The 22,461-nt window shown below is 65.3% G+C and carries 21 protein-coding genes; 12 read left to right on the top strand and 9 right to left on the bottom strand.

Annotation, left to right across the window (positions count from 1 at the left end):
- Positions 1–364: 364 nt before the first annotated feature.
- Both KBY75_RS06765 and KBY75_RS06760 read left to right on the top strand, forming a co-directional pair.
- A complete protein-coding gene (locus tag KBY75_RS06765; RefSeq protein WP_254937678.1) occupies positions 365–721 on the top strand; it encodes a hypothetical protein in 357 nt (118 codons plus the stop codon).
- A 59-nt stretch (positions 722–780) separates the two neighbouring features.
- Entirely contained in the window at positions 781–1,206 is a 426-nt protein-coding gene (locus KBY75_RS06760; RefSeq protein ID WP_255023421.1) for a hypothetical protein, read from the top strand.
- Here KBY75_RS06760 and KBY75_RS06755 read toward each other — a convergent pair.
- Positions 1,203–2,153, bottom strand: coding sequence for an aspartoacylase (locus KBY75_RS06755; RefSeq protein WP_254937680.1), 951 nt, complete (start codon positions 2,151–2,153; stop codon positions 1,203–1,205). The genes KBY75_RS06760 and KBY75_RS06755 overlap by 4 nt on opposite strands.
- Before the next feature lie 71 nt (positions 2,154–2,224).
- Here KBY75_RS06755 and KBY75_RS06750 point away from each other — a divergent pair, with 71 nt between their 5' ends.
- From KBY75_RS06750 to KBY75_RS06735, 4 genes are all read left to right on the top strand, one after another.
- Positions 2,225–3,199: a glutathione S-transferase C-terminal domain-containing protein gene (locus KBY75_RS06750; protein ID WP_255023420.1), complete on the top strand. Its 975-nt coding sequence runs from the start codon at positions 2,225–2,227 to the stop codon at positions 3,197–3,199.
- The gene (locus tag KBY75_RS06745) at positions 3,196–3,837 is read left to right on the top strand and encodes a DUF2301 domain-containing membrane protein (protein WP_255023419.1); all 642 of its coding nucleotides are present in this window, start codon (positions 3,196–3,198) and stop codon (positions 3,835–3,837) included. Before KBY75_RS06750 ends, KBY75_RS06745 begins: the two co-directional genes overlap by 4 nt.
- Complete coding sequence (locus KBY75_RS06740) at positions 3,834–5,723, top strand: ABC-F family ATP-binding cassette domain-containing protein (protein ID WP_255023418.1); 1,890 nt, start codon at positions 3,834–3,836, stop codon at positions 5,721–5,723. The genes KBY75_RS06745 and KBY75_RS06740 overlap by 4 nt, the downstream gene beginning before the upstream one ends.
- A 205-nt stretch (positions 5,724–5,928) precedes the next feature.
- The gene (locus tag KBY75_RS06735; protein WP_106632635.1) at positions 5,929–6,147 is read left to right on the top strand and encodes a CP12 domain-containing protein; all 219 of its coding nucleotides are present in this window, start codon (positions 5,929–5,931) and stop codon (positions 6,145–6,147) included.
- Positions 6,148–6,182: 35 nt separating this feature from the next.
- Here KBY75_RS06735 and obgE read toward each other — a convergent pair whose 3' ends face one another.
- On the bottom strand, positions 6,183–7,193 hold the full coding sequence (obgE, locus tag KBY75_RS06730) for a GTPase ObgE (protein WP_254937684.1): 1,011 nt from the start codon (positions 7,191–7,193) through the stop codon (positions 6,183–6,185).
- 38 nt (positions 7,194–7,231) lie between these two features.
- Between obgE and KBY75_RS06725 the strand changes: the two genes are divergently transcribed.
- Positions 7,232–8,458, top strand: coding sequence for an ABC transporter ATP-binding protein (locus KBY75_RS06725; RefSeq protein WP_255023417.1), 1,227 nt, complete (start codon positions 7,232–7,234; stop codon positions 8,456–8,458).
- On the opposite strand, the gene KBY75_RS06720 is transcribed toward KBY75_RS06725, so the two are convergent.
- The 5 genes from KBY75_RS06720 to KBY75_RS06700 all read right to left on the bottom strand — a co-directional run bounded on the left by KBY75_RS06720 (position 8,446) and on the right by KBY75_RS06700 (position 14,250).
- Positions 8,446–10,887 (bottom strand): endonuclease MutS2, encoded by a 2,442-nt coding sequence (locus tag KBY75_RS06720; RefSeq protein ID WP_255023416.1) that lies wholly within the window; start codon positions 10,885–10,887, stop codon positions 8,446–8,448. The two genes, KBY75_RS06725 and KBY75_RS06720, sit on opposite strands and share 13 nt — an antisense overlap.
- On the bottom strand, positions 10,884–11,273 hold the full coding sequence (locus tag KBY75_RS06715; RefSeq protein WP_254937687.1) for a VOC family protein: 390 nt from the start codon (positions 11,271–11,273) through the stop codon (positions 10,884–10,886). Before KBY75_RS06715 ends, KBY75_RS06720 begins: the two co-directional genes overlap by 4 nt.
- 20 nt (positions 11,274–11,293) lie before the next feature.
- On the bottom strand, positions 11,294–12,190 hold the full coding sequence (locus KBY75_RS06710) for a hypothetical protein (RefSeq protein ID WP_255023415.1): 897 nt from the start codon (positions 12,188–12,190) through the stop codon (positions 11,294–11,296).
- A gap of 64 nt (positions 12,191–12,254) precedes the next feature.
- The gene (gene hemB / locus KBY75_RS06705) at positions 12,255–13,256 is read right to left on the bottom strand and encodes a porphobilinogen synthase (protein WP_255023414.1); all 1,002 of its coding nucleotides are present in this window, start codon (positions 13,254–13,256) and stop codon (positions 12,255–12,257) included.
- Positions 13,257–13,281: 25 nt separating this feature from the next.
- Entirely contained in the window at positions 13,282–14,250 is a 969-nt protein-coding gene (locus KBY75_RS06700; RefSeq protein WP_255023413.1) for a DnaJ C-terminal domain-containing protein, read from the bottom strand.
- A gap of 171 nt (positions 14,251–14,421) precedes the next feature.
- On the opposite strand from KBY75_RS06700, the gene KBY75_RS06695 reads away from it, so the two are divergent.
- The 4 genes from KBY75_RS06695 to KBY75_RS06675 all read left to right on the top strand — a co-directional run bounded on the left by KBY75_RS06695 (position 14,422) and on the right by KBY75_RS06675 (position 17,901).
- A complete protein-coding gene (locus tag KBY75_RS06695; RefSeq protein WP_255023412.1) occupies positions 14,422–14,874 on the top strand; it encodes a hypothetical protein in 453 nt (150 codons plus the stop codon).
- A gap of 19 nt (positions 14,875–14,893) precedes the next feature.
- Complete coding sequence (locus KBY75_RS06690) at positions 14,894–15,268, top strand: hypothetical protein (RefSeq protein ID WP_255023411.1); 375 nt, start codon at positions 14,894–14,896, stop codon at positions 15,266–15,268.
- Between the two features lie 697 nt (positions 15,269–15,965).
- On the top strand, positions 15,966–17,132 hold the full coding sequence (locus KBY75_RS06680) for a class I SAM-dependent RNA methyltransferase (RefSeq protein WP_255023410.1): 1,167 nt from the start codon (positions 15,966–15,968) through the stop codon (positions 17,130–17,132).
- A 7-nt stretch (positions 17,133–17,139) separates the two neighbouring features.
- Entirely contained in the window at positions 17,140–17,901 is a 762-nt protein-coding gene (locus tag KBY75_RS06675) for a histidine phosphatase family protein (protein ID WP_255023409.1), read from the top strand.
- Here KBY75_RS06675 and KBY75_RS06670 read toward each other — a convergent pair whose 3' ends face one another.
- Together KBY75_RS06670 and KBY75_RS06665 are read right to left on the bottom strand one after the other, a co-directional pair.
- Positions 17,902–18,315 carry a phage holin family protein gene (locus KBY75_RS06670; RefSeq protein ID WP_396098058.1) on the bottom strand — a complete coding sequence of 138 codons (414 nt, stop codon included), beginning with the start codon at positions 18,313–18,315 and terminating at the stop codon, positions 17,902–17,904. It lies immediately after the preceding gene.
- Positions 18,312–18,734 (bottom strand): glycine zipper domain-containing protein, encoded by a 423-nt coding sequence (locus KBY75_RS06665; RefSeq protein ID WP_254960439.1) that lies wholly within the window; start codon positions 18,732–18,734, stop codon positions 18,312–18,314. The genes KBY75_RS06670 and KBY75_RS06665 overlap by 4 nt, the downstream gene beginning before the upstream one ends.
- 117 nt (positions 18,735–18,851) lie before the next feature.
- Here KBY75_RS06665 and smc point away from each other — a divergent pair, with 117 nt between their 5' ends.
- A complete protein-coding gene (smc, locus tag KBY75_RS06660; RefSeq protein WP_255023408.1) occupies positions 18,852–22,460 on the top strand; it encodes a chromosome segregation protein SMC in 3,609 nt (1,202 codons plus the stop codon).
- Position 22,461: the final 1 nt, after the last annotated feature.

Here is a 22,461-nt window from a genome sequence, read left to right as displayed (position 1 = left end):
ACACCGAACCAGCCCACATAGAGGCGGTTGTTGGTGGAGGTGACCCAGTCGCAAAACTGGTTCCACGCAGAAGCGCCTTGGCGCTGCTGAATAGTGGTTGTCATGAGAACGAGAAGAGGGTGTTCCAGAGGAACGGGTATGGAAGGTGGCAAGCCACCAGACGGAATCCCGTCGAGCGCAAGAACATTGCGCAACACAACTGTAACGGAAGATTGCGGCTTTGGTGAGAAGGCTGGTCAGGGGGCGCCAAAGCCCTGCTGATGAAGCCCATAAGTACCGCTGATGTCGGGGTGCGACAGGGCAATCCATAGCCAGCCGGCCAGACCACTGCTAAGCAGAGGACAGCTAAGGATTCGTCTCCGGCATGGCCCTGCTCGTTCGATTTAAAGCCCTGCCTATACGGGCCAGCCTGGCCACCACAACCGTGGCCGCAGCCTGCCTGTTCTCTGCTGGCTGTCAGCGGCAACCATCAGCCGAGCTGCAAAAGCTGCAGCAGCGCCAGGAGCAGTTGGAAGTAAAGATTCAGCAGCTTGAGCAGAAGCTCAACACCGTGGCTCCCGGCAACGGGGCCGACCCGGCCGGCAAGCCCCCGGCTGGAGCCATCAAATCACTCACATACCGCAGCGGCACCTCAGACGATCGCCTGCGCATTTACTGGGCCGACGGCAGCACCACAAACCTGCCTTGCAAGCAGGAGCAGTCCACCTTGGTGTGTGGGTAAGTCGCCTTGACACTGACGGAGCCGCTGCGTTGAGCTGGATCTGTCACATCCATAAACCCATGGGTTCACCTTTAGCTTCAGCAGCGGCGTTATTAAGTGCGCGACTGCTGGCGGGGGGCTTATTGGTAGCCAGTTGCCTGGGCGCTGGCAGCCTGTCATTTGTGAATTCCGCTCCGGCCCGGGCCCAGGCGGAAGCACCCGTTCCATTCAGTGCCGTGCGGGCCCTCAACTTGGCTCGCAACACCGCAGTTCAGACCAACGGCGGCTTGGGGCTCTACCGACCAGACAAGTGCATGTTTGAAACGGCGAGCGCCGGCAACAAATGCCTGATCAGCACAACCAGTGATGGCTATCTATTTCGCTTCCTTGGCGGAGCACCCGGCTGGCAGCAGCTAAGTCTGGCTGCAACGGTGGAAACCGAAATCCGCGTATCCAGTGACGGGCGCACCGTCCTTGGCATTGATTACAACGGCGCCCCCCGTTAGGCCAGCTGGACAGCAAGGGCAGTCAAAGCTGGCAACCATTCAGACCCAACCGGCCAACATTCCCTGCGAGTGAGGCTTAGGGCAATGCCCTTTTCGCCGTAGGCGGCCTCATTTACAAAGACGGGCCAGACGGAATCCCCCGCCAAATCCGGCGGCAGGGCCAGGCCAATTTCCTTGCCGCAGGGATCGATAAACACCGGATCTCCCGAACGCAAGGGACGCCAGTCGCGATGCTGTAACGCCGGATGCAGGCAGGCGGCAGGTGAACCATCTGGATGGCGCGGCAAATCCAGGCTGCCCAGATGGCAATGCACCACAAGCTCAGCCGGCAGCCTTAGGCGGCCTCGCCGAGCTGCCGCCAACACGGCCAGGGCCGCCTCAACGCCGAGCTGGCTTTGACGGCAGATCGGAGCCTGGATAACCCCCTGGGGCACCGGACCCACCTCGATCACCAGGCCGCAGGGCCAGCGTTCAACCAAAAAGCCCGTTTGGGAAGCATCGGCCTCGTGCAAGTAAATCGGCAGCCCCAACTCCCCCTGCAAACCCGCCGCCAGAGCTAGATCGGCCGGCCTCCGGCCGTAGAGCACCAAGGAGTTACCCATAGCGCTGGTGGTGCTGTGTAGGTCGAGCACCACCAGCGAAGGAGATTCAGCATCAGGGCCATGGCAAGCGAGCAGCTGGCGAGCGCGCTGCAGATCAGCTTCGTTTCTCGAGGAATCCGCCAGCAGCTCGGGGGCAAAGCAGCGGTTTAAATCCCGCTCCACATAGCGCTGATTGGCTTTGTGGGCAGCAGGGTTGCCAAGCACCAGCGCCACATCAAGGCCGTGGCGCTGCAGGGCCTCGGGCTGGCGGCGCCAGTGCTCCAGCAGCCAGGGGGCGTTGCGTTCATTGCCGTGGGTGCCGGCCACGACCAGCACCTGGGCCGGTTTGACGATTTGGCTGATCAAAAAGAAGAAGGCCAGAAATGGATTTCAGCCCCAGCCTGACGCAGATTCAGAGCTCTGCCGCCCCCGCAACCATGCCTCCCCCCGCCCCCTTGGTGCGCACGGCCCGCGCGATCTGGCACTGGCAATGGCACCAGCTCATGGGCGGCCTGGGACCGGCCGATGCAGAGGGCAACTACCGCCGCCCCAGCGGAGCTTTCTCGGCGCTGCCGCCCCTGCCCAGCGAAGCCGGCGCGGCTGATGGGCACGTGTTGATTGTGGGGCGCAGCTGCCCCTGGGCCCACCGGGCCTGGCTGGTGTGGAGCCTGCGCCAACTGGGCTGCAGCATCAACCTGGTGGTGGTGGACCCCGATCCAGCCGAGGGGCGCTGGCGCTTTGCCGAGCCCTTCGAGGGCTGCGCCAGCTTAATCGAGCTCTACCAGCAATCCGGCGCTGATCCGGGGCAGCGGGCCACGGTGCCGGCGCTCTATTCCCGCGGTGAGAGGCGGATCCTGGTTACGGAGAGCGCCCGGCTGATCGAGCTGCTCAACCGCTGGCCCGCACCAGCAGGGCCCGATCTGGAGCCCCATAACCAGCAGGCAGCCACAGAGAAGTGGCGCGCGCGGCTGCAGGGCGACGTCAACGACGGGGTGTACCGCTGTGGTTTCGCCCGCACCCAGGCCGCCTACGACCGGGCCGAGGCGGCCTTGTTTGCGGCGCTTCTGGACGCCAATGGGGCCTTGGAGCAATCTCCTTGGCTAAGTGGGGACCAACTGAGCCTGGCCGATATAGGGCTTTTCCCGACCCTTATCCGGCTGGAGCTGGTTTATGCGCCCCTGTTCGGTTGCAGCCGCATACCCCTTTGGCAGCTTCCAGCCCTATGGGACTGGCGCCGGCGCTTTTACAGCCTGCCCGGCGTGGCCGAGACCTGCTTCCCGGAGGCCTGGCGCAGCGATTACTTCGGCGCCCTGTTTCCCCTCCATCCCTCGGGAATCATCCCGGCCGGGCCGCCACTCGCCACACTGGTGCAAGGCAGACCAGTACAGGAAAGCAGCGAGAACCATCCATGACTGATCCGATATTTGAAGGGGTGTACGGCACCTACACGATTGACGCCACCGACCGGCGGGAGGTGCTCGGTTACCGCCTTGCCCTCACGGCGGTGGCCGTTGGCCAAGCAGGCCTGCTAGTGCAGTGGCGGCAGCTGGGAGCCGACCAGCTCTGGCCCTGGATGCTGCTGATGGCTGCGGGGCTGGGCCTAGCTCTGCGCTGGATTCACATTTACTTAGTGCCCTTGCACCGGGCCCTGCAGCTGTTCTGGCTACTGGGTTGCCTGGGGGGCCTGGCATTGGCGATCCACAGCGGCCCCGGCGCCATGCTGCCGGCCCTGGCCAGTCAGCCCCTCTGGATTCTGGCCATTGGCCCCTTTTTCGCGGCCTTGGCGGGGGTTGGCTTCAAGGAATTTTTCTGCTTCAGGCGGCCGGAGGCGATCGGCGTGACCCTGCTACTGCCTACCGCCCTGCTGGGCCACCTCAGCGGCTTGCTGCCAGGAGCGATCACCACGGCCCTGCTGGCCCTGGAGAGCGGGCTTTTGCTGGTGCTTTGCCTGCGCAAATTTCCCATGCCCCCCGCGGCAGATGTGGGCGACAAGAGCGTGTTTGCTTACCTCAAAGGCCAAGCTGGCGCAGCTGGGGAGGCTGCACTTTGAGTTTGATAAGCCTGGTGGAAGCCAGCAAGGACTTCGGCATCCGCACCCTGTTCGAGGGCCTCACCCTGCACATCGGCGAGCGGGAGCGGCTCGGTCTGATTGGTCCCAATGGGGCCGGCAAGAGCACCCTGTTGAAGGTGCTTGCGGGCAATGAGCCCCTCGGCAGCGGCAAGCGCCGCTGCGCCCCCCGCACCCGGGTGGTGCTCGTAGACCAGGAGCCCGAGCTAGATCCCGAGCACACCGTGCTCGAGCAGGTGTTTGCCGGTAGCGGCGAGAAGATGGCTTTGCTGCGGCAGCACACGGCCCTGAGTCAGGCCGTGGCTGATGGCCCCGACAACACCATCGCCCTGGCCCAGCTCAGCGACCTGCATGGCCGCATGGATCAGCTCAATGCCTGGGGGCTGGAGCAGCAGTGCCGCGAGGTGCTGGAGCGGCTAGGCATCGCTGACATCGAGCGCAAGGTGGGCGACCTCTCCGGCGGCTACCGCAAGCGGGTCGCCCTGGCGGCAGCCCTGGTGGCCGAGCCGGACGTGCTGCTACTTGATGAGCCCACCAACCACCTCGACGCCAACGGGGTGGAATGGCTGCAGAGCTATCTCGAGCGCTTCTCCGGCGCCCTGGTGCTGGTGACCCACGACCGCTACGTGCTCGATCGGGTCACCCGCCGGATCGTGGAGGTGGATCGGGGCCTGGCCCGCAGCTACGACGGCAACTACGCCACCTATCTCACCCATAAAGCTGAGGAGGAGGCATCGGAAGCGGCCTCAGCCGCCAAGTTCAAGGGCACGCTGCGGCGGGAACTGGCCTGGCTCAGGCAGGGTCCCAAGGCCCGCAGCACCAAGCAGAAGGCCCGCATCCAGCGAATTGAGGCGATGCGGGAGGCACCTCTGCGGCAGGGCCGCGGCCAGGTGAGCTTGGCCACCACCAGCCGGCGGCTCGGCAAGCGGGCCATCACCGCTGAGGAGCTGGAGGTAAGTGTGGGCGAAGGACCCGAGGCCAGGGCCCTGCTGCGCGCCTTCAGCTACGACTTCAGCCCGGAGGACCGGGTTGGCATCATTGGCCCAAACGGGGTGGGCAAGTCGAGCCTGCTGGAGGTGATCGCCGGCCGGCGCCAACCCAGCAGTGGCAGCCTGGAGCTGGGCTCCACCGTGAAGCTCGCCTACTTCGACCAGCACAGCGACGTGCTGCTCAAGCCCGACCAGAAGGTGCTGGAGGTGGTTCAAGCTGCCGCCAGTCGGGTGGCAGTGGATGGTGAGGAGCTGAGCGCCTCCCAGTTGCTGGAGCGCTTCCTGTTTCCACCAGCCCAACAGCACCAACCGGTGGCCAAGCTCTCCGGCGGCGAACGGCGGCGGCTCCATCTCTGCCGGCTGCTGATCGAGGCACCCAACGTGCTGCTGCTCGATGAGCCCACCAACGACCTGGACGTGCAGACCCTGAGCGTGCTCGAAGACTTCCTCGAAGACTTCCGCGGCTGCGTGGTGGTGGTCTCCCACGACCGCTACTTCCTCGACCGCACCGTGGACCGGCTGTTCTGCTTCGAGAACGGTGAGCTGCAGCGCTTCGAGGGCAACTACAGCGCCTATTTAGAAGCGAGCTCCGCCCGCCAGGCCGCACCCAAGAGCCCCAAGAATCCAGCCCCGGTAGCGCCCCAAGCCAGCAAAGCGCAAACGCGGCGGCGGAGCTTCAAGGAGAGTCGGGAGCTGGGCGAATTGGAGCTAAACCTGCCGGCCTGGGAGCAGCAGCGCCGTGAGCTGGAGCTGGCCCTGGCCAGTTCAGGCAGCGATTACGCCGCCCTTGAGGGACTCACCCAGGAGCTCGCCGCGTTAACGGAGCGCATCCATTGCGGCGAGGAGCGCTGGCTCGAACTCAGCGAGCTGGCGGGGTGAAACGGGGGCCCCAGCCAGGGCCGGCCGCACCGCAGAGGACCCTGGGCTCACATTGTTGCCAATCCAACACATCGCCAAAGCTCAGCTCCCGGCGCCATTGGCGCTGCTCAAAGAGGTAGCAAGTGCACCTTCGGGGCGTCGATCAAGATCAGGCGCCCGTAAGGTGAGCCGCGATGAGCTCCGGTCTCAAGTGACCGGTATCCGAATGAAAAGCATCGACGAGCACATCCAGAAAGACCAGAGCGAGATCGAGGCAGCCAAGGCAGCTGGCGACCTAGGCAAGGTCCGCCACTTGGAGGAAGAGCTCCAGGGTCTCAAGGAGTTCAAAGAGCACCATCCCGAGGACAGCCACGACCCAACCCCACTGGAAGTGTTCTGTGACCTCAACCCTTCTGCCCCCGAGTGCCGCGTCTACGACGACTGAATTGACTAGGGCTTAATTGCCTACGGCTGAACTGCCTAGGGCTGAACGATGCCGAGCTGCTGCCACACCGCGGCCAGCAGCTGCGGCAAATTTTTGGAGGCAGCAGCTGAAATAGCCAGAACGGGCAAGCCGCCACGGGCCTGCACCTGCTGGCTCACCTTCTCCACCAGCTCTTCAAGGCTGGCTGGATCGAGCAATTCGATCTTGTTGAGCACCACCAGGCGGGGCCTCTGGTCGAGCCCATGGCCGTAGGCCGTGAGCTCCCCCTCGACCACGTTCAAGTCGGCGACCACATCCTCCGCGCTGGAATCGATCAGGTGGATCAGTAGCCGGGTGCGCTCGATGTGGCGTAGGAAGTCGTGCCCCAGCCCTGCCCCCTGGGCCGCTCCAGCGATCAAACCAGGAATGTCAGCAAAGACGGTGCCATCACCACTGGGCCGGCGCACCACCCCCAGGTTGGGCACCAGGGTGGTGAAGGGGTAATCGGCGATCTTGGGCCGAGCTGCCGAAAGCACCGAAATCAAGGTGCTCTTGCCGGCATTGGGCAAACCGATGATGCCAACTTCAGCCAGCAGCTTGAGCTCCAGCTGCAGCAGCCACTCCTCTCCCTCCCGCCCCTCGGTGAACTTCTCCGGGGCCCGGTTGCGGTTGCTGAGGTAGTGGGCATTGCCCAGGCCGCCGCGGCCGCCAAAGGCCACCAGTAGCTCCTCACCTGCATCGGTGAGATCACCTAGCAAAATTGAGGTTCGGGCATCGCGCACCACGGTGCCGCAGGGCACCTTGATCACCAGATGGTTGCCGCTGGCACCGGTGCAGCGATTGGGACCGCCCCGGCGACCATCGACCGCCAAAAACTGCCGCTTGTACTTGAAATCCAGCAGCGTCTGGAGGTTGGCGTCAGCCACCAGCAGCACGTCGGCACCACGGCCGCCATCACCGCCGGACGGGCCGCCTGCTGGCACATATTTCTCGCGGCGAAACGCCACGATTCCGTCGCCGCCTCGGCCGGCCTTGACCGTTACGCGGGCTTGATCGATGAATTGCATTGGAACAAACCTAGGATCGCGCCGTCTGAAGGCCCGTCTTGGCAGAGGTTCGCTTCCAGCAGGTCAGCAAGACCTACCCACCCCGGCGCGGTGGTGATCCGGTGCAGGTGCTGCGCCAGCTGGATCTACAGATTCATGATGGCGAATTTTTGGTGTTGGTTGGGCCCTCAGGCTGCGGCAAAAGCACCCTGCTGCGTTTACTGGCTGGCCTAGAGCAGCCCAGCCAGGGGGAGATCTTCGTGGGCAATCGGCCGGTGAGCTCGCTGCGCCCAGCCCAACGGGACGTAGCCATGGTGTTCCAGAGCTATGCGCTCTATCCCCATCTCACGGTGGCCGGCAACATCGGCTTCGGCCTGCGCCGCAGCCGCAACCGCACGGCCCTTGAGCAGCTTCAAGACAGCCTGCATTTGGCCACCAGGCGGCTGCCAGGGCCCTTGCGGCTTCGCTCACGGCGGGAGGAGCGCATCGCCCAGCGCATCGCCGAGGTAGCGGAAACCCTGGAGCTCGACCAGCTACTCGATCGGCTGCCCAAGGAGCTTTCCGGCGGCCAGAAGCAGCGGGTTGCCCTGGGCCGGGCCATCGCCCGGGCGCCGGCAGTGTTTTTGATGGACGAACCGCTCAGCAACCTCGACGCCAAGCTGCGCACCGGCACCCGCACCCAAATCGTTGAGCTGCAGCGACGCCTGGGCACCACCACCCTGTATGTCACCCACGACCAGGTGGAAGCCATGACCATGGGGCACCGGATCGCCGTGCTCAATGCTGGAAGGCTGCAGCAGCTCGGCACACCGATGCAGCTATATCAGTGGCCCGCCAATTTGTTTGTAGCCCAGTTCATCGGCAGCCCGCCCATGAATCTGCTGCCGGTAACCGCAATAGGTGCAGGCCAGGTGCAGCTGGGCGGCCGCAAGCTGGCGGTTGAAGGTCCCCTCGCCGAGGTGCTGGCATCACGGGCAGGGGAGGCGCTCACTGGCGGACTGCGGCCCGAGCACTTCCAGCTAGCTCCCGCCACCAACCGCAACCTGCGGGCCGAGGTGAGCCATGGCGAAGCCCTGGGCAACGAACAACTGCTCACCTGCCGCCTGGAGGAGGGCGGTCACCTGGTGCAGGTGCGGGTCGGCCCTGAAACAATCCTGCCGCCGGGGGCCAGCCTGAACCTCGATATTGATCCCCGAGGCTGGCGCCTGTTTGATGCCAGCGGCGAGGCCCTGCCCCTGCTCCCTGAGCCCGCAAGCCAGGAGCCGACCCTGCCCTATTTCACGTAAATCACGCTGCAGCCAGCCCCGCCGTCGCCCTGCTCGGCGTCACTCACCCGCTCCACGTAGGGCACCGTTGCCAACCAGGCCCGCAGGCCGCGCTTGAGTTTGCCCGTGCCGATGCCGTGGATCACCCACACGGGACCATTGGCGGCGCGCAGCCGCTCCTCCAAGGCCGCTTCGGCTTCATGCACCCGCAAGCCGCGCACATCAACGGTGTTGCGCTCGGATCGCACATCCGGGCCCGGGCCCCCCAGCCCCCGCTGACCCTTCACCTGCACCCGCACCTCAGGGGGTGAGGGTTTTTCGCCATGCAGCCCCTCGATACCGGCCAGCTCCAGGGTTAGCCGCATCACCCCACAGCGCACCGTGAGTTCCCGGCCGTCATCAGCGATGGAGAGCACCTCAGCGGCCTTGCCCAGCGACAACAGCCGCACCCGATCACCAACGGCGGGCATCCAGCCCCGGTGCTCGCGCCGCTCCGGAGTGGGGCGGTGCTGCTGCTCAAGCGATTTGAGCCGCTGGCCGGCCTGGCGCGCTGTTTCGCCTAGGGCGGCGCTACTAACCTCGCCCCCATCGCGCCCCTGGCGCAGCCTCCTGATGATGCGCTTCACCTCGTTCTGTCCCTGACGAATCGAGCGCTCCAACTGCTGGCGCCGCTGTTCCTGTAGCTCGGCGCTCTGCTGGGTCTGCTGTTGCCAGCGCAGCAGCAACTCCTCGTGCAACAGCTCGGTGCGGGCCAGTAGGGCGGCTGCCTCCTCGGCGGCCTCCTGCTGGCGTTGACGCTGATTTTCCAGGCCGGCGATCACCTGGTTCACCTCGCCCTCGCCGAGGGGCTCCAGCTGGGCGGCGGCGAGCTCCAGCACCGGCTCCCCCAGCCCCAGCCGGCGGGCAATCGCCAGGGCGTTGCTGCGGCCCGGGATACCCCACTGCAGCCGGTAGGTGGGCGAGAGGGTGTCCACATCGAAGGCCACCGAAGCGTTCTCGAAGCGTGGGTCGGCGTATTTGAGCGCCTTGAGCTCACCAAAGTGGGTGGTAGCGATCGTGAGCCGGGCCCGATCGGCCAGGTGCTTGAGCAGGGCCGTGGCCAGGGCCGAACCCTCAAGGGGATCGGTGCCAGCCCCCACCTCATCGAGCAGCACCAGGGAGGCGCCGCCAGCCGCGCCAGACCCGGGAAGAGCTTCGAGGATGCGGGCGATGCGGCGGATGTGGCCGCTGAAGGTGGAGAGGTTTTGTTGCAGCGATTGCTCATCGCCGATGTCAGCCAGCACCTGGCTGCACCAGGGCAGCCGCGGCGTGCCGCTGCAGGGCAGAAACAGGCCAGCCCGAGCCATAAGAGCCGCCAAGCCGACGCTTTTGAGAGTCACGGTTTTGCCGCCGGTGTTGGGGCCGGTGATCGCCACCACCCGCAGCTCCGCTGCCACCAGCAGGCTCACGGGCACCACCGCATGGCCGCCCTGACGCCGCTGCTGCCAAAGCAGCAGGGGGTGGCGTAGCTCACGCAGCTCGAAGGGCGCGCTGGGGTCGTCTGCCAGCTCCGGGCGTACCGCCCCTAACCATTGGCCGTAGCGCGCCCGGGCCACCCCCGCATCCAGACGCACCAGCACCTGCTGGAGTGCGGCCAGAGCTTCAGCCTCCTCGCCCACCTGGGCGCTCAGGTCCGTCAGCACGGCCCGCTCCAGTTCCCGCTCGCGCCCCTCCAGGTCGCGTATGCGATTGCCCAGGGCAATCACCGCCTGGGGTTCGATAAACACCGTTTGTCCCGAAGCCGAGCTGTCGTGCACCAGCCCTGGCAACTGAGCGGCAGCGCCAGCCTTCACAGCCAGCACGGGTCGGCCGTTGCGCTCCGAGATCACCGTGTCCTGGAGCATGGCGCCGCAGCGGCGCATCAGCTCCTGCAGTCGATCACGCCGATCTGAGCGGGCCCCAAGCAGCTGGCGCCGCAATCCCTCCAGGGGCGGACTGGCTCGATCCGCCACCCGGCCGCCCTCTTCAAGGCAAAAATGCAGCCGCTGCTCCAGCTCCGGCAGGGTGCGCAGCTCGGCCACCAGGGCCGTACAGACGGGCCGCAGCTGGGGATCGTCGATCTGGCGCCGGAGCCGGCGGGCCGCAGCCAGGGTGGTGGCCAGGGCCAACAACTCCTCGCCCGGAGCCGTGCCGCCCTTGGCGCAGAGGGTCACCAGCGCCGCGATATCGGCAACTCCCTGAAAACTCAATCCCCCCTCCAGCAGCCCGTCGAGGCCAAGCAGCTCGGTGGTTTCAGCGAGCAAGCGGCGGCTGGCAGCGAGGCAAGCGGGCAGGGCCAGCTCCAGGCAGGCACAGCGGCCTGGAGCTGTGCTGGCGAAGCTGGCCAGCTGCTCTGCGAGCCGCGGCCACTCGAGCAGCTCCAGGGCCTCCTGCTGAATTGGGGCCAATGGGGGGGCAGTGACGTCGTTCACCCGGGCAGGTTGGAGGGGATGCCGCCAGGGGGCTCGTAGAGCATCTCTAGCCAGTTGCCTTCCGGGTCTTGTAGGTAGAAGCTGGCAGTTCCGTCGCGGTGGTCATGCACTGGGCCGCAGGAGCGGCCTGCCGCCACAAGCTGAGCGTGCACCGCATCCACCTCTGAGCGGTCGCGGAAATGGAAAGCAAAATGGGGCCCGGCAGCTTTGTAACTAGGGCTGAGCAGGGCCAAGCCCGTGCCGGCCCCAGGCCACTGCAAATAGGCCCAATCGGGGGCATCCCAGCAGAGCTCCAGGCCCAGGGAAACATAAAAGGCCTTGGCCCGCTCCATGTCCTGCACCCGCAGTGCCACATGGCCAAGGTGATGAACAGCAGCAGGAGCCATGGCAACTGAACCGGGTGAGTTCATTGTGGGTTACAGAACCGGATCTTGAGGATCTGATCGAGCTTCACCACCAACAGCAGCCAGGCGGTGCCAGCCAAGGTGAGGAGGGGATAGGCGAGCGTGGGTGCAGGAATTACGAAGGGAAGCAGGGCCAAACCGAAAGCCGGAGCACATCGAAGGCGAGCCAACCTGAGCAGCAGCGCAGTAACCAAAACAGCCAAAAACGCGGCCAGCGGACTCACCCCTAGAGCCAGCACTAATGCAATTCCAGCTACCGCCGCTCCAGCAGTAACCGCCAGCACGGCAAAGAAGCGGCCTTGCCAGGGACATTCATCAGCATGGGCCAACATCTCCCAGGCAATCACCAGCAAAGGGGGATACAAAACCAAGTGGGATCCCAGCAACTGAACCATTACCAGAGCTCCCAGCAAGAAAACAGCCAAAGGCAGCAGCCAGGGAACCCTTTCCAACCAGGACTTGGGGGCAACCATAGTTGAGATAGTTGGCTCCAATGGGGAAACTTGAGCCCGAGCCGGCGGCGGCATCAAGCGAGAGCGAAGCATGACGATTAGGGCCAACCCACCTGTGCCCACCAAAATCGCCACCGGGTATAAAAAACTCGTAATTCCCAGCACCAATGGCAATACCCCGGCTGAAATTGCGGGAATAACAGGCGAGCGCAGAAGCCGGATCACAAGCAAACAGATTGCCAGATCCAATATCAGCGCGGTGGGGCCATAGGGCAGGGTGCGGGTGAGCAGCACCCCAGGTACAGCAGTAAGCACCGGCGTCAGGGCCAGAAGCTTGGGGGATCGGGCCCAGCTACTGAGAGGATCGGCAAACACAACAGAGGCGAGCGCCCCCAGCTCTGGAAACAACAAATAACTGATGCCACTAGCCCTGGCCAGTGCAGCCATCAAAGCGATGTAACTAGCTGTAGCCAGATAAGGCCAAATCCAAAAATATCGGGAAATAATAAAATTACCCCTGGCGCAGCCACTGCGCAGCATCACAGGCGTGATAGGTGAGGATTAGATTGGCCCCAGCCCGCTTAAAGCACAGCAGGGTTTCCAGCACCACGGCCCGCTCGTCGATCCAGCCCTTTTCAGCGGCGGCCTTCACCATGGCGTATTCACCGCTTACGTTGTAAGCCGCAATTGGCAGCTCCGTTTCGCCGCGCAGACGGTAGATGATGTCTAAATAGGCAAGGCCAGGCTTCACCATCAAAATGTCAGCCCCCTCCTGTTCATCGAGCAGGGCTTCGGTGAGCGCTTCACGTCCATTGGACGGATCCATTTGATAGGTTGATTTATCATTCGGGATAGGCTTGCCCGCGCCAACCCGAGGAGCTGAATCAAGAGCTTCGCGGAAGGGACCGTAATAAGCAGAAGAGTATTTAGCTGTATAGCTAATGATACCGATATGCTCAAACCCCTCCTCATCGAGGGCTTCACGGATAGCCCCAACTCGTCCATCCATCATGTCGCTGGGGCCAATCAGATCCGCCCCGGCCCGAGCTTGGGCAACGGCCTGACGGCAGAGGATCGCCACGGTTTCATCGTTGAGCACTACCCCTTCCTCGCTAACGATGCCGTCATGGCCGTCACAGGAGTAGGGATCGAGGGCCACGTCCGTCATGATCGCCATCTCGGGGTGCACCTCCTTAAGCCGGCGAATAGCTCGGGGTATCAGGCCACCTTCGTTGAAACATTCAGCACCGTCTTCGGTTTTAAGGCCATCGGCCACCTTGGGAAACAGCACAACGCAACGAATGCCCAAATCCCAAGCGCGGCTCACCTCCTGCACCAACCCTTCGAGGCTCCAGCGCATCGCCCCAGGCATGGCCCCGATCGGCTCGTTGGTGGCGCCCTCATGCACGAAGAGCGGGTAGATGAAATCGGCTGCGCTGAGGTGGTGCTCCCGCACCATCGCCCGCAGGGCCGGGGTACGGCGCAGGCGGCGGGGACGGTAGGTGAGCTCCATGGCTGCGATCTGGCTGGGGTGGATCCTAGAGACGGGCCGCCTGGATCCAACCGGCGCGGGGATCGGCGCTGCGGGCTGCCCGCAGCTGCTCCAGCAACTGACGCTCCTCAGCGCTGAGCGCATCGGGGAGCTTGAGCACCGGCGTAAGCAACAGATCGCCGCGGCCATCCTTGAGGGGCCAGCCCTTGCCCTTGAGCCGCAGGCTGCGCCCCAGGGTCATGCCGGGCGGCACCTGCACGGAGGCCTCGCCATCGGGGGTAGCCACCCGCACCTCGCCGCCAAGAGCCAGCTCATCGAGGCTGAGGGGCAGCTCAGCCCGCAGCTGGTCGCCGTCCAGCTTCCACACCGGATGCTCCTGCAGCTGCAGGTTGAGGTAAAGGTCACCCCGGCGCCCGGTGCCGGGCTGCAGGTTGCCCTTGCCCTTGAGCCGCAGGCGACTGCCATGCTTCACACCGGGTGGGATGCGCACCTGCACCCGCTCGTCGTTGACGGCCAAGGTGCGCTCGGAGCCGCGGAAAGCATCGGCAAAGGAGAGGCTGATGCTGGCTTCGGCATCGAGATTGATCGGGGCGCCGCGGCCGCCTCCGGGCATGCCGCCAGCAAAACCACCAGGGAAGCCCGAACTGAAACCAAAACCTCCCGGGGCGCCGCCGGGGGAGGGGCCGCCAAAACGACCCAGCAGGTCGTTGATGAAGTCGTCGAAGTTGCCGTAGCGGCCAAAATCAACGTCGACGCCGCCACTGGCCGAGCCCCCACCCGCCTGGCTCCAGTACTGGCCAAATTGCTCGTAGCGCCGGCGCTTGTCTGGATCGGAGAGCACTTCATAGGCCTCGCTCACCTCCTTGAACTTGGCCTCAGCCCCCGCATCATCGGGATTCACGTCCGGGTGGTACTGGCGGGCCAGCTTGCGAAAGGCGCGCTTGATGGCGTCGGCATCGGCACCACGCTCCACCCCAAGCACACTGAAGTAGTCGCGGTAGCCATTCGCGCTCATCGACCCCAAAACCACCGCACCTATTCAGTGTCTCAGCCGCTGGGAACTTCCGCTGGGCCAAGGAAGGGCGGAAGGCCGAACGCGGCGGCGCGGCGATCGGCTGTGTTTTGCCTACACAGAGAGGCAAAAGCAAACAACGGAACTAGTTTTGATTCTTGCTTCTGGAAGCTGATGCTCCGGTTTGGCTCCCTGCGCTCCGGCCTGCTGATTGCCCTCAGCACAGTGCTGCTTGGCTTTACGGCCACTGCCAGCGCGGGTAGCGGGACCACCCCTTCCAGCAGCTCCACCACTGCCACCTTGGGGGAGGCCCTTGCTGCTTCGACCCAGGAGCAAAAAGCGCTCAGCGCCCACCTGCGCGCCAAGGGAGCTGTTTTTTATGGCGCCTGGTGGTGTCCGGCCTGCTTCCAGCAAAAAAACCTGTTTGGCAAGGAAGGGGGCAATTCCCTCCCCTACGTGGAGTGCGACAAAACTGACGCTGGCCGCAGCCGCTGCATGGCCGCCCAGATACGGGCTTTCCCCACCTGGGACCTAGCGGGCAAGGAGCGCCGCGAAGGGGTACAAACAATTGAAGAACTGAAAGTGTGGAGCGGCTTTAGCGGAGCTGCCAAGCCAAGCCAGCCTTGATCCCTACTCATCTCTCAATATGACTACGAATCTGCTGAAAGCCGCCCTGGTTGCAGCCGTTGTGTTGCCAGCCGGCAATGCAATAGGTCAAGGATTTGCTCCCATGGTGGGAGCCAGCGCTATTCAAGGCACCCTGCAGGGCACCTCCATGCCTGCCTACACAGGTGTGCTCGATAAAGCCCGCAACACCGTTAACAACGCCACCACCCAGCAGGCGGCAGCAGGTTCAGGCTCCAGCCCAGGCCCTTCCTCCGCTCCACTTGCTGGCAGCTCAGCTCAAAACATGGCTAGCGGTGCGCCCAGCGGCGCTTCGGCAAACGGCCAGGCGATTCCGTTGTGCTCCCATGGCGGCCTCTGCCAGGGCGCCCTGATGCGGGCAATCGGGCAACCCTGAAGCAGTCGCCTTGCAAGGCCTGCGGCCCCTTTTGGATCTCTGAAGCGCAAGGCTCAGAAAAATCCTGGGTTTATTAATTGCGAGTTGGGGGCAAGGCGCTCGGGCGGCGCAGTAAATCTGAACCGCTGCTCGTCCCACGCTGCCAACAGCGCCGCCAAGGCCAGCAACGCAAGCAGGCCAATGCCCAAAGACAAACCTGGGCGCCTCGATCGGGAGCGCCGCTGACGCCGGGGTGCCTGGGCTGCACTCAGCGGCCTGGCGCAACGGCCACACACCAGGCGTCCAGCCAGGCTGCGATCCGCCTTAACCGACCAACTGCCGCAGTGGGGACAGGCCATCGCTCCGGCGAGCTGCAATGGGAAGGCCCCTTCCAGGGCACTACTTAAAGGGGGGCTTCCACCCCCAAGCGGTCATTTGGGTGATAAGGATGACCTCACCCCATCTCCCTTAAAGGGTCAGGCGGCCACGGGGGCGGTCTGACGGGAGAAACGAACGATGTTATTCGCTGTTACGGATTTGCTCTTACCGAGCAGGCTTCAGTCACCCTCCTTATACCCCGTCGAAACCATTGCAGCCCCGAGATGGGGGAATGGAGCTGAGCGGAATCGAACCGCTGTCCGAAGCACTGGTGTGAGCCACCTAGTCAGGTCGAAACCAGACTCGTTCATTGTGGCAGCAAGCAAGGGCCGACGCAGGGGTGGGCATCACCGAACCAAACAGCACATCAATCAGCGGAATAGCGGTTGTACCACCGGGCCTCGAAGACGCCGCGGCTACTGAGCTCACGGCCTTGGGTTGCCAAGCCGTAGTACGCCTACGCCGGGCCGTGCGCTTCCAAACAGACCTGGCTGGCTACTACCGGCTGCACCTGCAAGCCCGCCTGCCCTTCCGGCTCCTGCTTGAACTGGCTCAATTCCCCTGCCGCAGCAAAGACGAGCTCTACGACGGTGTGCAGCGCGCCGTCGACTGGAGCCGCTGGCTACCTCCTGGTGCCACCTTCCGGGTCGATGCCACCGGCAGCGCCCCTGGCCTCAACCACAGTCACTACAGCGCCCTGCAGGTCAAAAATGCCCTGGTGGATCTGCAGCGCCAGCAGTGGGGTGCCCGCTCCTCCGTTGACTTAGACAATCCCGACCTCTCCATCCACCTGCACCTAGGCGGCGGCGAAGCAGCCCTGAGCCTCGATGGCAGCGGCGGCAGCCTGCACCGCCGCGGCTACCGGGCCGCCATGGGCCTAGCCCCGCTCAAGGAAAACCTCGCCGCCGGCCTGATCGCCCTCACCGGCTGGGATGGCTCGGTGCCCCTGGCCGACCCCCTTTGCGGCTCCGGCACCCTGCTGATTGAGGCGGCCTGCCTGGCCCTGGGCCGAGCGCCGGGTCTGGGCCGCCACTTCGCCCTGGAACGCTGGCCAAAGTTCGACTCCGAGCTCTGGCAGCAAGAGCGGCAAGCGGCCAGCGCCCTGGCCAGAGAGACGCTCCCCAGCGGGAAACCCCTGGCGCCCATCGTTGGCCGGGAGCAGGATCCCGGCGTGCTTGATCAAGCCCACAGCAACGCTGAGGCTGCCGGCATCGCAAGTGCCCTGGAACTGAGCCTGGGCGACTGCCGCGACTTCATGCCTCCGCCAGGGCCTGGGATCTTGGTGTGCAACCCGCCCTATGGCGAGCGCATCGGCGAGCGTGAGGGCCTAGAGCCTCTTTACGCCGACCTGGGCCGCATGGTGAAGGAGCGTTGTGGCGGCTGGAGCCTGTGGCTGCTCAGCGGCAACCCAGAGCTCACCGGCGCCCTCAAAATGAAGGCCAGCCGCCGCATCCCAATCAGCAACGGCGGCATCGACTGCCGTTGGCTGCACTATGAAATTCGCTGACAGCCCCATGCTGATTCCCCTGCTGCTGGCTGGAATCCTGATGAGCCTGTACACGGCTCTCCCCCTGCCCGCCCAGGCAGACTCGATTCAGCCGATGGCCCGCTATTTCGGCATGCGCCATGGCGAGAGCGTGCCGTCCTCCCAGCAAAGGATCTGCAGCGCCATGGCCGCAGGCATCGATCCCCGCAACGGGCTCACCGAGCGGGGTCGGCAAGAGGCGCAAGAGTCCAGCGATGCCTGGATTGCGGCCCATGGGGACACAATCCGCAGGGCCTGGCAGCAGGGTGGGCTATGGATTGTCAGCTCGCCTTTCAGCCGCAGCCGCGAAACGGCGGAGATCCTGGTGGAGCGGCTGCAGCACTGGCATCGTCAGCAGGCTCCCGCCCTGGCGATTCGCCTCGAAGCCGAATTGCGGGAGCGGGATTTTGGCCGCTTTGAAGGTCAGAGCCCGAGCGGGCCCCTCTACCGGCGCATCTGGGACCAGGACGCCACCAACCCCGAAGGGACCCCATGGGGAGTGGAGAGCGCCGCCGCGGTGCAGCGCCGCGGGGCTGCCCTGATTGCCCGGCTGGAACGGGAGGCCTCGGCCAATCCGTACCAGGTCACGGTGCTGGTGTCCCACGGCGACACCCTGAAAATCCTGCAGACCAGTGCCCAAGTGCAGAGCGCGGCCGCCCATCAAGACGCCAGCCGGGTGGAACCTTTCCACACTGGGGAGATGCGGGCCCTGATCTGGACCCACCCACCAGCTCCGGCTGCCGGGCCTTAGCTAGCGACCCAGGACCGCCTTGGTGGTCTTGCTCAGGCCGGCGATGGTCTGGGGCAGATAGGGCCCCTTGAGCAGCTGTCCGCCCACCCGCACAAATACCCCGGCCAGCACCAGATCCAAGCTGGCAAGGGCCAGGGCGGCATGGATCCAGCTCAGCCCCTGGGCCGTTTGCAGCCACAGCAGCAGGGCCAGCTCGGCGCCGATTAGGGCCAGCAGCAGCAGAGCCAGACCGCCACTGAGCAACAGAGCACCGCTGATCAAGCGCCGCTTCTCCCGATCCACCTCCTGAAGGGCAATGCGCACGTGCAGGTCCATCACCGAGGTCAGCAGAGCGCCAACCCGGCCAGCCGCCACCCGGGCCACACCGCTGCGCCGCTCTTCCGGGGGCTGCCCCATACCGCTCTGATCCGTCATGACGAACGCCGGCCCGAGGCAAGCAGCAGACCCAGCAGCACTCCCACTCCAGTGGCGATGCCGATCGCCATCAGCGGACGCTCCCGCACCGGCTTCTCAATACGGGGCCGCAAGGTGGTGTTGAGCTCATCGAGCAGGTTTTCCAGCTGGGCCTCCAAGGGCGCCAGGTTGTCCGCTAGGCGGCTGGTCTGATCCCCGGCCACCTCAAGCAGCTCAAGCAACTGGTCCTTCACCGCACTAGCGGTGCGGCCGGTCTGGCTCGAAATCACCTCAACCACCTCATCAAAACTGCCCCGGGTGGCCTCCAGGGTTTGGCGGGCAACGGCCGGCCACTCCCGCTGAATGGTGGGGATCAGGGTCTCAAAACGGTCGCGGAAGCCCTCTGGGCTGGCGGCGCGGGGAGGCGTTTCAGCGGTCATGGCAGTTCTGCGGTCATGGGGAGCGGGGGCGACTGCGAAGCTCAGTCCTCAAGGTAAGGAGGGGGTTGAGCTTTCGAAAGCCTCCGCTACATTTCTGATGCTCGGCGCACGGGCCTGTTGGTTCACATCAATCAGGTCGAGCTCACCCACTTCAAGTCCTTTGGCGGCTCGATCACGATCCCGCTGCAAGAAGGTTTCACGGTGGTCACGGGCCCCAACGGCTCCGGCAAGAGCAACATCCTTGATGCGGTGTTGTTTTGTCTGGGCCTGGCCAGCAGCCGCGGCATGCGGGCAGATCGTCTGCCCGATCTAATCAACAGCGCCATGCTGCGCGAGGGCAAGGCCGCCGAAACCTCGGTGAGCGTGCGCTTTGACCTCAGTGAGTGGCAACCCGACCAGGCCGAAGCTGGCCTGGAGCCGCCAGAAGAAGGGCCCTGGATCAAGCCAGGTCAACAGGAGTGGACCGTTAGCCGGCGCCTGCGGGTTGCCCCCGGCGGCACCTACGCCAGCAGCTTCAGCGCCGATGGGGTGAGTTGCAATCTGCAGCAGCTCCAGAGCCAGCTGCGGCGCCTACGGGTGGATCCTGAAGGCAGCAATGTGGTCATGCAGGGTGACGTCACCCGCATCGTCTCAATGAGCGCCCGGGACCGGCGCGGCATCATTGACGAGCTAGCTGGTGTCGCCCTATTCGACAGCCGTATCGAACAGAGCCGCGGCAAGCTTGACGAGGTGCAGGAGCGTCAGGAGCGCTGCTCAATCGTGCAGCAGGAGCTGCTCAACTCCCGCCTGAAACTTGAGCGGGACTGCGCCAAGGCCCGCACCTATCAAGACTTGCGCCAGCGCCACCACAACGGCCGCCTGCAGGAGCAGGTGCTGGCCTTTGAAGCAGCCCAGGCGAACCAGGCTGCCCTGCTGCAACGCAGCGCCAGCCTCGCCAGTCAGCAACAGGCTGAACGTGAGGCGATCAGCGAGGGCGAAACGGGCCTGGCTGCTGCCGCCACCGCGCTCGAGCAACTCCAAGCTGAGGTAAAAGCCCTCGGTGAAGACCAGCTGATCGCCGTGCAAGCCGAGCTGGCAGGCCTCGAGGCCAGTGGCCGCGAACTAACCCGCCAGGCAGGCAAACAACAGCTCGATGCCGAGGCCCTGCAACGCCAGCGCCACGAGCTGGCCCGCACTCAGGGCGAGCTGCGCCAGCAGCAGCAGGCCCTCGAGGCAAGTTCGGACCAAGCCGCTCTCAACGACGCCGACGCCGGCTGCCGCGATGCCGAAGCCGCCGTAGAGCTGTCGCGCCGCCGGCTGGGCGAGGTGGCGGGGCGCTCCGGCAGCTGGTTGGAAGAACAGCAGCAGCGCAGCCGCGCCCGCCAGCAGCTGGGCGAGCAGATCAGCCCCCTGGAGGCCGAGCGTCAGCAATTACAGGAGCGACTGCGGCAGCACCAGGAGCGCCTGGACGAGCTCGGCGCCGAAGAGCAGCAGGAAGGGGCCAGCCATCGCAGTGCCCAGCAGCAACTGGAGGCCACCGAAAGCAGCTGGCAGCAGGTGCTGGAGGCCACCCGAGCGGAGCAGCAGCAGGTGCAGGAGCTAGCCGAAGCATTGGCCCTGCAGCAGCGCACCCGCAGCCGCCTTGAGCAGGAGCAAACCCAGCTCGAGCGCGAGATCGCCCGGCTAGACAGCCGCCGCGAAACCCTGCAGGAAAGCCGCGGTACCGGAGCCCTGCGGGTGCTGCTGGAGGCCGGCCTGGACGGCATCCACGGGCCGGTGGCCCAGCTCGGCGAAGTGGAGGAGCGGGTGCGCTTGGCGCTGGAAGTGGCCGCCGGGGGGCGCCTCGGCCAGGTGGTGGTCGACGACGACCGCATCGCCGCCCGGGCGATCGAGCTGCTCAAAACCCGCCGGGCAGGCCGGCTCACCTTCCTGCCGCTCAACAAGATTCGGGGGGGCTCCGGTGGCGGCTCCAGTGGTAGTGGCGGAGCCGCACTGCAACGCGGTGGGCCTGCAAGCGGTGGGCTGGTGGGCAAGGCGGTGGATCTGGTGGGTTACGAGCCCGTTTACGCCGAAGTGTTCCGCTACGTCTTCGGCGACACCCTGGTGTTCGACAGCCTGGCCAATGCCAGACGCGAACTGGGCCGCTGCCGGGCCGTGACCCTCGACGGCGAACTGCTGGAGAAGAGCGGCGCCATGACCGGCGGCAGCCTGCAACAGAGGGGCAGCCAGCTCAGCTTCGGCCGCAGCCAGGACGGCGACGAAGCCGCACCCCTGCGCCAGCGCTTGCTGGAGCTGGGCGAGAGCCTGCTGGCCTGCCGCCGCAAGGAAGCCGAGCTGGGCCAGCAGCTCGAAGCCCTGCGCCCCCGGCTGCTCGCACACCAGCAGCGCCAGGCGGGCCTGGAGGCCGAGCGCAGCGCCGCCCAGCGGGCCCTAGCCCCCCAACTGCAACGCCAGCAGCAGCTGGGCAGCCGCCTAGGCCAACTGCAGGAGGCCTTGCAGAGCGATCTGCAGCGCCAGCAGCAACTTGATTCCCTGCTGTTGCCCCTGCAGCAACAACGCATCGCCTTGGAAGAGGCCGAGGCTGCGGTGCAATCCTCCGGTGATGCGGCCCGCTGGCAGGGGCTGCAGAGCGAGCTGGAGGCAGCCGACACGGCCCTGGCCGCGGCCCGCAGCCTGCGTGATGGGCTGCTGGCGGCCCGGCGCGAACGGGCCCTGAGCGCCGAGCGCCTCAGCAACCAGCTCGAGGCCCTGAGCGCCGATGAACAACGGCTGGTGGCCGCTGTGAACACCCTGGTGGAGGAGCGCGCTCGCTGGAAAGAGCAGCACCAGGCGGATCAGGAGCGGCGCAGCACCTTGGCAGCCGAGCAACAGCTGCTGCAAACCCGCTTTGGCGAAAGCCGCCGCGCCCGCGATGCCGCCGAAGCCCAGCTGGCCGCCCAGCGCCAGGCCCTGCAACAGCGCCAATGGGAACTGCAACGCCTCGGCGAGGAGATCGAATCGCTGGCCGAACAGCAGCGTGGCGACCAGCTGCGCCTGGCCCAACTCGAGCGGGAGCTGCCCGAGCCCCTGCCGGAGATCCCCGAGGAGGTGCGGGAGGCGGGTCTGGAGGCCCTGCAGGCAGAGCTGCGCAGCCTGCAGGCCCGGATGGAAGCCCTTGAACCGGTGAACATGCTCGCCCTTGAGGAGCTTGAGCAGCTGGAAACCCGCTTGGCGGAATTGGAGGAGCGACTCGAAGTGCTCAGCAAGGAGCGCGAAGAGCTGCTGCTACGCATCGAAACCGTGGCCACCCTGCGGCAGGAGGCCTTCCTTGAAGCCTTCACAGCCGTGGATGGCCATTTCCGCACAATCTTTGAAGGGCTGTCCGACGGCGAGGGGCACCTGCAACTGGAAAACCCGGAAGCACCCCTTGAAGGTGGCCTCACCTTGGTGGCCCACCCCAAGGGCAAGGCGGTGCGGCGTCTCAACTCCATGAGTGGCGGCGAGAAATCGCTCACGGCGCTGAGCTTCCTGTTTGCCCTGCAGCGCTTCCGGCCTTCGCCCTTCTATGCATTAGATGAAGTCGACAGCTTTCTCGACGGCGTCAACGTGGAGCGCCTCGCCGCCCTGATTGCCGGCCAGGCAGACCAGGCCCAATTCATGGTGGTGAGCCACCGGCGCCCAATGATCGCCGCCGCCACCCGCACCATTGGCGTCACCCAGGCCCGGGGGGCCCACACCCAGGTGGTCGGGTTACCGCCCGCTGCCTGAG

The organism is Cyanobium sp. T1G-Tous (assembly GCF_024345455.1).
GTDB lineage: Bacteria > Cyanobacteriota > Cyanobacteriia > PCC-6307 > Cyanobiaceae > Cyanobium_A.
The sequence above is the reverse complement of the archived record's forward strand: the minus strand, read 5'-3'. Positions and strand labels throughout refer to the sequence as shown.

Bases quoted from the DNA above. Each gene is read 5' to 3' on its own strand.
- KBY75_RS06710 (WP_255023415.1), bottom strand. From the start codon at position 12,190: ATGGCTGCACTGGCCAGGGCTAGTGGCATCAGTTATTTGTTGTTTCCA.
- KBY75_RS06675 (WP_255023409.1), top strand. From the start codon at position 17,140: ATGCTGATTCCCCTGCTGCTGGCTGGAATCCTGATGAGCCTGTACACG.
- hemB (WP_255023414.1), bottom strand. From the start codon at position 13,256: ATGGAGCTCACCTACCGTCCCCGCCGCCTGCGCCGTACCCCGGCCCTG.
- KBY75_RS06715 (WP_254937687.1), bottom strand. From the start codon at position 11,273: ATGGCTCCTGCTGCTGTTCATCACCTTGGCCATGTGGCACTGCGGGTG.
- KBY75_RS06700 (WP_255023413.1), bottom strand. From the start codon at position 14,250: ATGAGCGCGAATGGCTACCGCGACTACTTCAGTGTGCTTGGGGTGGAG.
- KBY75_RS06670 (WP_396098058.1), bottom strand. From the start codon at position 18,315: ATGACGGATCAGAGCGGTATGGGGCAGCCCCCGGAAGAGCGGCGCAGC.
- KBY75_RS06690 (WP_255023411.1), top strand. From the start codon at position 14,894: ATGACTACGAATCTGCTGAAAGCCGCCCTGGTTGCAGCCGTTGTGTTG.
- KBY75_RS06665 (WP_254960439.1), bottom strand. From the start codon at position 18,734: ATGACCGCTGAAACGCCTCCCCGCGCCGCCAGCCCAGAGGGCTTCCGC.
- KBY75_RS06695 (WP_255023412.1), top strand. From the start codon at position 14,422: ATGCTCCGGTTTGGCTCCCTGCGCTCCGGCCTGCTGATTGCCCTCAGC.
- KBY75_RS06765 (WP_254937678.1), top strand. From the start codon at position 365: ATGGCCCTGCTCGTTCGATTTAAAGCCCTGCCTATACGGGCCAGCCTG.
- KBY75_RS06750 (WP_255023420.1), top strand. From the start codon at position 2,225: ATGCCTCCCCCCGCCCCCTTGGTGCGCACGGCCCGCGCGATCTGGCAC.
- KBY75_RS06735 (WP_106632635.1), top strand. From the start codon at position 5,929: ATGAAAAGCATCGACGAGCACATCCAGAAAGACCAGAGCGAGATCGAG.
- KBY75_RS06745 (WP_255023419.1), top strand. From the start codon at position 3,196: ATGACTGATCCGATATTTGAAGGGGTGTACGGCACCTACACGATTGAC.
- KBY75_RS06760 (WP_255023421.1), top strand. From the start codon at position 781: ATGGGTTCACCTTTAGCTTCAGCAGCGGCGTTATTAAGTGCGCGACTG.
- obgE (WP_254937684.1), bottom strand. From the start codon at position 7,193: ATGCAATTCATCGATCAAGCCCGCGTAACGGTCAAGGCCGGCCGAGGC.